This is a genomic window from Sphingobacterium sp. CZ-UAM (assembly GCF_002000245.1).
GTDB lineage: Bacteria > Bacteroidota > Bacteroidia > Sphingobacteriales > Sphingobacteriaceae > Sphingobacterium.
In genome coordinates this window covers 49296-57516 of record NZ_MTCM01000012.1, presented here as the reverse complement: position 1 = coordinate 57516, position 8221 = coordinate 49296, and the positions used below count along the sequence as shown (strand labels likewise).

The 8221-nt window shown below is 42.1% G+C and carries 6 protein-coding genes; 2 read left to right on the top strand and 4 right to left on the bottom strand.

All coding sequences use genetic code 11. From position 1 onward, the window contains the following. Positions 1-150: 150 nt before the first annotated feature. Positions 151-2220 carry a methionine--tRNA ligase gene (metG, locus tag BWD42_RS24400; protein ID WP_077439120.1) on the bottom strand — a complete coding sequence of 690 codons (2070 nt, stop codon included), beginning with the start codon at positions 2218-2220 and terminating at the stop codon, positions 151-153. Positions 2221-2443: 223 nt separating this feature from the next. Between metG and BWD42_RS24395 the strand changes: the two genes are divergently transcribed. Continuing rightward, positions 2444-3346, top strand: a complete 903-nt coding sequence (locus BWD42_RS24395; protein WP_077439118.1) for an LD-carboxypeptidase — start codon at positions 2444-2446, stop codon at positions 3344-3346. A 62-nt stretch (positions 3347-3408) separates the two neighbouring features. Here BWD42_RS24395 and BWD42_RS24390 read toward each other — a convergent pair whose 3' ends face one another. Further along, entirely contained in the window at positions 3409-4239 is an 831-nt protein-coding gene (locus BWD42_RS24390) for a universal stress protein (protein WP_077439117.1), read from the bottom strand. Positions 4240-4491: 252 nt separating this feature from the next. On the opposite strand from BWD42_RS24390, the gene BWD42_RS24385 reads away from it, so the two are divergent. Next, positions 4492-4899 (top strand): DoxX family protein, encoded by a 408-nt coding sequence (locus BWD42_RS24385; protein WP_077439115.1) that lies wholly within the window; start codon positions 4492-4494, stop codon positions 4897-4899. Between the two features lie 95 nt (positions 4900-4994). On the opposite strand, the gene BWD42_RS24380 is transcribed toward BWD42_RS24385, so the two are convergent. Both BWD42_RS24380 and BWD42_RS24375 read right to left on the bottom strand, forming a co-directional pair. After that, entirely contained in the window at positions 4995-5825 is an 831-nt protein-coding gene (locus BWD42_RS24380; RefSeq protein ID WP_077439113.1) for a universal stress protein, read from the bottom strand. 237 nt (positions 5826-6062) lie between these two features. Further along, positions 6063-8183 (bottom strand): carboxy terminal-processing peptidase, encoded by a 2121-nt coding sequence (locus BWD42_RS24375; RefSeq protein WP_139351278.1) that lies wholly within the window; start codon positions 8181-8183, stop codon positions 6063-6065. Between the last annotated feature and the right edge of the window lie 38 nt (positions 8184-8221).

The window sequence follows — 8221 nt, the reverse complement described above, 5'->3', positions numbered from 1 at the left end:
ACAACAATAAAAGAATAAAAAATAGATTAAATGGAAAGAGCCCGGTGGAATACCGAGCTCTCGTACAAAAAACTTAATTTTGTTAATCCGTCCAACTTTTTGGGGTCACATCAAAAAGACAGGCATTTTTTTATGATCGTTTTTGCGTCATTAGCGTACTGTACTGCCCACTTTGATCGCAGTATCGGGTTTGACAAAATCCAGTCGGCCATCTGCATCTTCAGCCATCAAGATCATACCCTGTGAAGTAATGCCTTTGATTTCGCGAGGCTCCAGATTGACTAAAATGGAAACCTGGCGTCCAACGATTTCTTCCGGACTAAAAAATTCGGCAATACCAGATACGACGGTACGTTTGTCGATACCGGTATCTATGGTTAATTTCAGCAATTTCTTTGTTTTCGCCACTTTCTCAGCTTCTAGAATTGTTCCTACGCGGATATCCATTTTGACAAAATCGTCAAAACTGATGTTTTCTTTTGCGGGAGCAACTTGTGCATTCTCGGCGCGGTTTTTTAGTTTCGCTTCGGCAAGTTTGTTCAATTGGAATTCCACTTGCTCGTCGGTTATCTTGTCAAATAACAATTGGACTTCACCCAGTTGATGACCATCTTCAATTAAGCTTTCGTTACCTGCATCATTCCAGTTCCCTTGTGGGAAGTTGAGCATTTCAAATAATTTGATCGCTGTTTTTGGTAAAAATGGTTGCGCCAATACAGCAAGGTTGGCAACAATCTGAGCTGCTACATTTAGGATCGTTTTGACGCGTTCCTCGTCTGTTTTGATTACTTTCCAAGGCTCCTCATCTGCCAGGTACTTGTTTCCAAGACGGGCCACATTCATAAACTCGGACAGCGCTTCACGGAAACGGAATTGTTCCAGCGATGATTTGATAGATGCCGGATAGGATTTTAACTCATCCAATACCGATTGATCCACTGCTGTCAATGGAGATCCGCTCAATACTTTGCCACCAAAATATTTATGGGATAGTACCATCACGCGATTGACAAAGTTGCCAAAGATGGCTACCAGCTCGTTGTTGATCCTTGCCTGGAAATCCTTCCAGGTAAATTCAGCGTCTGAGGTCTCCGGTAAAATCGAAGTCAGCACATAGCGTAGTTCATCCTGTTTATTTGGAAATTCCTGTAAATATTCATGCAACCAAACTGCATGATTTCTGGATGTTGAAAGCTTATCGCCTTCCAGATTAAGGAATTCATTTGCAGGGATGTTTTCAGGCAGGATATAGTCTCCATGCGCATGTAGAATCGCTGGGAATATTATGCAGTGAAATACAATATTGTCTTTTCCGATAAAATGGATCAATGTGGCATCATCGGCTGGGTTCTCATGGGTTTTCCAATAATCTTCCCAATTTTTTCCCTGATCGATTGCCCACTGTTTTGTGGCGGAGATATAACCTATCGGTGCATCCAGCCATACATACAGTTTCTTCCCTTGTGCTTCTTCCAAAGGTACGTCCACTCCCCAATCCAGATCCCGCGTCATAGAACGCGGCTGCAGGCCTGATTTGAGCCAGGATTGACATTGGCCAAAAACGTTGGATTTAAGAATATTTTTCTTGCCCTCGATCAACCATTTTTCCAACCAGGGTTGGTATTTATCCAAAGGCAGGTACCAATGTTTTGTTTCTTTTAATACCGGAGTCTTTCCGCTTAATGTGGAAATGGGATTGATCAGATCTGTTGGACTGAGCGAAGTACCACATTTTTCACATTGATCGCCATAGGCACCTTCGGATTTACAGTTTGGACAGGTACCCGTAATATAGCGGTCTGCTAAAAACTGATGGTATTCTTCATCATAATACTGTTCCGAAAATTTCTCAACAAATTCACCTTTATTGTAGAGGTTCAGGAAAAAATCCTGCGAAAGTTGATGGTGGATTGGTTCGGAGGTACGGTGGTAGATATCGAAAGAAATACCAAACTCCTCAAAGCTCTCCTTGATTTGTTTGTTGTACTTATCAATGATCTGTTGTGGTGTAATCCCCTCTTTTTTGGCACGGATAGTAATGGCTGCACCATGTTCATCCGAACCACAGACATAGACCACATCTTTTTGGTTCAAACGCAAATAGCGAACAAAAATATCACCGGGAATATAAGCTCCGGCAAGGTGTCCAATATGTAAAGGACCATTGGCATAGGGTAATGCCGAAGTGATTGTATAACGTTTTTTATCTAGAATACTCAATGCTTGAAAGTATATTAAAGTTTTTACTTGTTTCTTTCACAAAGATAATTCAATTTGCGGTATAATACTAAGATAAATTTGTTCTCGCCGCATCCATTGAAAATTTTTATGGACGGAAGCCATGAGGAGCCGAGACAAAATCCTTTTGGTAAAAATAAAGTAGATTGGCTGGTGCTAGCGGCATAGCCATATAGCATCAAATTATTTATAGAAACAAAACAATATGTCTAAAATACCTGATTTTCTTAAAGAAGGCGACAAAGTCGCTATCGTTTGTCCGGCCAGTTTTATCCGGGGGAATATTGATATGGGGATCGAAACATTGAAGAATTGGGGCCTTGAAGTTGTGGTGGGGCAGACAGTAGGCACATCTTATCATCAATTTGCCGGAGATGACCAATTGCGTGCGGCGGATCTCCAATGGGCCTTGGATGATCCATCCATTAAAGCTGTATTTGCAGCCCGGGGCGGCTATGGCTGCGTTCGGATTGTTGATGAAATCGATTTTTCCGGATTCGAGCAGCATCCGAAGTGGTTGGTCGGCTTTAGCGATATTACGGTATTGCATAGCCATATCCAACGTAACTATAAGATCGCAACAATACACGGGCAGATGCCCAAATCTTTTGAATCGGGAACGAAAGCTTCCTTGGAGACCTTAAGAAATGCACTGTTTGGTGAATCTACGGACTTTACCTATGAACAATCTGTATTCCCCAATCGTCCCGGTGAGGCTGAGGGCAAACTGATCGGCGGAAATCTAGCGATTTTATTATCCGTCTTGGCTTCGGATTCAGATGTCAAGTATGCAAATAAAATCCTTTTTATCGAAGATGTGGGTGAAGCCTATTACTCGGTAGACCGCATGCTTTGGGCATTAAAACGTGCTGGTAAATTTAAAAAACTGAAAGGCCTTATTGTAGGCGGGTTTTCATCCATGAAAGACAACGATCCGGCCTTTGGACAGACCGTAGAGGAGATCATCTGGGATAAAGTCAAAGAATATGACTTTCCTGTGGCTTTTGGTTATCCGGCGGGACACATCGATGATAACCATGCGTTGGTATTGGGCCGAAAAGTGAAATTGGTGACGAGCGCCAATAAAACGGAACTTACTTACCTATAGCGATATCGACAATCAAATCGTCTCATCCCAGACAAAACTATTTGATTGTCGATATTTTTAGCTTATCCCGAATGTACAGGAATAACCATCATGGCAGCCTGGCTTTTCCAGGCCATTTTTTGTGCGATACTGGTATTGAAAATCCGGCTGAGTAATCCTTTGTCACGGTGAAATGTTACCATCATATCAATGTGGTTTTCATTGATATATTGATTAATGCCGATGGCAATATCCGAATGTAGGATATAGCTATATATCGGATGATAGGAGGCCAACAGTTCATTCATCAGGTTAATCTCCGTGCGGACGGCTTTGCTTGCGGGATCTTCCTTGGTAACGTGAACTACATAGACCTCACTTTTGCGGAGTACTTCCGCGGCATTGATCAGAAGGCGGTCCAACTTGAGTTTGACTTCTTTGAGGTTGGTTGCAATCAGCATCTTCCTGGGGATCCTGAATTCGGCCTTGGCTGGAACCACCAACAAAGGCGTATGACAATTCTCAATTAATTTTAGCGTGTTGCTCCCCAGGAGAAGCTTCTTAAATCCGCTTTTTCCTGCGGTTCCCACCACAACAATATCAATATCTTCTTCCGCACAGGTACGGTTGACGCCATAGCTCAGTTCATATTCCTCCAGCACCACTTTCCATGCTATTCCCTGGGGAAAGAGCTGCATGAGGTCTTCCTGCCATACGTTGAGGTCTTTTTGTTTGTCTTCTAATATATCCGAATTACTGATAACAACCGGCTCTGTCCCGACAGTGGGTATGACCTCATAAGTATGGTACAATACAACCCTTTCTATGCCCCAAAGCGGCGCTAATTTGGCAGCATATTGCGCGGCAGCATATGCATTGTCGGAGAAATCTGTTAACAAGAGAAGATTCTTCATAATATTTTTATAATCGGGTCTATGAGATTTAAATTACGTATTTAGTAGCATAAATGCAATATTTTTATCGCGTGCCCCGATTTTCCTGAGAATTCTTTTCTTAATTCTTCTTTCTTTCCTATGCCCAGATTAAGTTCTGCGTTGAAATTTCTTAATCTATATCAAGGAAAGGTCAGGCATTTTGTGCTATTTTCAGTATTTTAGAAACAGCTATCAGCAAGTAATATTTTAATACATTATAATTTTCTATTTATGGCAATTTGGAATTCATTGGGAAAATATAGAGATACGGGTTTATTGATCCTTCGTATCGGCTTGGGTGTCATGATGATTATGCATGGTTTGCCCAAGTTACAGGGCGGTCCTGAGCTATGGGCTGGGGTCGGAAAGGCCATGGGGAATATAGGCATTCACTTTATTCCGACATTTTGGGGCTTTATGGCTGCGGCAACGGAGACGATAGGCGGTCTTTTCCTCCTATTGGGCCTTTTCTTTAGGCCTTCGGCTTTATTGCTCGCTTTTACGATGGTCGTTGCCGGTTTGATGCACCTGTCCAAGGGTGATGGCGTCAACGGTGCGTCGCACGCCATTGAATTGTTCTTCGTTTTTTTGGGGCTCGTCTTTATTGGCCCGGGCAAACATTCTGTAGACAAGAAGTAGATGCCGGCACATCGAAATTTATAAAATAGAGAAACTTATAGGACAGAGCGGCCTCCGAGATATGAAATTTTATATCGGAGGTCGCTCTGTGCTGTTTATGATTTATCCATTGGAATTACCAATAGGTTTGCAGCACCGTTCCAGGCGATTTTTTTGGATATACTTGTTTTGAACAAACTCGCCAATAACCCTTGTTTCTTGTGAAAGGACAGGATTAGGTCGATCTGTTTCTCCTTGGCATAGGCCGCTATTCCTGTTGTAATATCGTCGTGACTGATGTAGTCATAGATGGGCTTGTACTTGTCCAGCCGTTCATGTAAATGTTTTAATTCTTGTGCCAGATCTGCTGCAGAGCCTTCCTTCTTGGCAACATTCAGAACATATAACTGCGCTGAAAATGTGTCCAGCACCTGATCTAGATTAAACAAGGCCAATTTTCTGTCTACCTCTTTAAGGTCAGTAGTGGCCAGCACATGCTTGGGGACCGCTGGATTCACCTTATGGGAGACAATCAGCATCGGTTTATTGCAGATATCCATTAAGGTGATGGCATTGCTGCCCACCAGAATCTTGGCAAAACCAGTCTGCCCCGTGATACCTAGTGCCACAAGATCGATAGCCTCGGATTCACACAGCTCATTTACACCTATCGGAAGATCCACATCCTCCATTTTGTGCGATAGTGTTACCTGTGGCGGAAAGAGCGGAGCAATCTGTTCCAGCCAGGCATTGAATTCTTTCTCTTTGGCCTCTTTTACTTCATCATTAACCACCACGATGGGCTCATTGTTTACAATTGTTACACTGTTATACGTATGGTAAACAATAACTTGTTCAGTTTTCCAGGCCTCTGCACATAGCGCAACTTGCTTAGCTGCTAAAAGTGCATTTTCTGAAAAGTCGGTTAGGAGCAGGATACGTTTCATTTTGCTATTGTTTTAAAGGTACAATCCATCATTATCCGGGCATTCAATTTATTTTTTTTGACAGCACAATGCAATGCGCTTCCTAATTTTAATGCCTTTATATATAGAACAATTAATATGACGATAAGTTACGAAGAAAAGGCGAAATTGATCATAAAGCTTTGCTATTGTGATGAGTATCATAAAAAAAGGCAACCGTTGTTACGATTGCCTTTCTTAACGGGCTGTTAGCCCTTATTATTTTTTGTTTGCAAAATTGATAATGTAATCGGTCATTACTTTTGCACTTTCATCTTTTACAAAGTCAAGGTCCATTTTTGGCTGCGGTTTTCCGTCCTCCCAGGCAGGTTTACCTTGTAATTTCAATAAAGCATTGATGCGCTCTTTATTTTTCTTGAGGTTATCGTCTTTTTCTTTTTTGAATTTGTTTAATTCCAGTGAAATTTTGACATCCTCATCTTTTTGAGCTTCTTCAATATCTTCTTTTAGATATTTATACTCCAGGGAGTTTTTAATGCGGCTCTCATGTAGTGTCTCCAGCTTTTTATCCACGCCACTCATATCCGCTACCTTTTTGAAGTTACTGGATTGGATCTGATCCCATGGAAGGGCAGATTTTTCTGAGCTTTCACCAAATTTCTCTGCAGAGAATTGGGAAGGGAATGTAATGTCAGGAGTCACCCCTTTGTGCTGTGTACTGCTGCCATTGACCCGGTAAAATTTACCCAGTGTGATGTTGATCTGTCCATATTGCGGTGCACCTTCTGGGGTGTCAGGATCCTTCTCACCCGAAGCTTTCATCAACAGACGGCTTGTTGGGCTAATCACGCGAGACATGTCGATGGCCGATTGAACAGTTCCTTTACCATAGCTCTGTGAGCCCAGGATCACGCCCCTGCCATAATCCTGAATTGCTCCGGCAAAAATTTCGGAAGCTGAAGCCGAGAAACGGTTGATCATGACGCCTAAAGGTCCGTCCCATGCTACACCAGCAGTTTTGTCTTCTTCGACATCAATATTGTTTTTGGTATCCCTTACTTGTACAACAGGCCCCTTGTCAATAAATAGCCCGGTAAGATCAATCGCTTCGGGAAGTGAACCACCGCCGTTGAAACGTAGGTCGATCAGTACCGCATCCACTTTCGCTTGTTTAAGGGTGTCTAAGATCAATCTTACATCCCGTGTTGTACTTTTATAGTTCGGATCACGTCTTCTGTAAGCCTCAAAGTCCATGTAAAATTTAGGAATATTGATTACCCCGACTTTATACATTTTTCCGTCAGCTCCTTTGATATTCAGGATCTCTTTCTTTGCAGATTCTTCCTCGACAACGATTTTTTCACGCACCAAGGAAACAATCCGTGGATGTGAGTTCATCGGTTGTCCGGCCGGAATAATTTTAAGTCGGACGATTGTTCCCTTAGGGCCTTTTATTTTGGCCACCGCAGCGTCTAATCTCCAGCCGATGATATCTTCAAATTCACCATCTTTACCTTGTGCCACAGCGATGATCTTGTCGTTCACCTGAATGGTCTTATCTTTAAAGATAGGTCCTCCCGGAATAATCTCATTGATACTTACAGCCTCGTTGTCAATGGTCAGTCTGGCACCGATACCTTCAAAAGTATTGGCCATACCCTCATTGAAAGCCTGCGCATAAGATGGGTTAAAATAAGATGTATGTGGATCTACAGCATCTGTTAGCGCCTGCATTATAATCTGAAAGGCATCATTTGCGTTGTATTTTTTGGTCTGTGAAATTAGATTCACATAACGTTTCTTCAGTGTCTCCACCTGTTTGGTTTTGGCACTGTCCGTTGATTTTCCACTGGCAGTTTCCAGGTTCAAAAGATCATATTTCACCCGTTTACGCCATTGATCGTTTGCCTCGGCGTCTGTTTTGAACCATCCTAATTTTTCACGGTTAGGCTGATAAACCTCGTCTTTGGTAAAATCGTGCTTTTTGTCGATTTCGGAAAGGGCATATTGCATTCTTTCCAAATACCTCTTTTTATAGATATTAAAGATCTGGAAGGCGGATGAAAGATCTCCTCCTTTGATATCCTGGGCGAGGTTATTCTTGTAAGCCTGAAATGCATCAATATCCGATTGCAATAGATAATTCTTGCTCTGGTCCAATCCTTTGATTAGATTATCATAGATAATTCCAGATATTGAATCATTCATTTTGACCTTTTTGTAGCTGGCATTTTCCAATAATCCGATCACTTCTTTCGCGATGATCTGATGCTGGGTGCTCGGTTTGAGCCCGCCATCATCTGGAAGTGCTACCCGCGGTTTTGAGCCACAGGACACAATAGATACCACAAAAAGTGCAAATATGAGTTTCCTAAACATATTTTCGACAGTTTTAATAATCATTTTATAAACTAAGA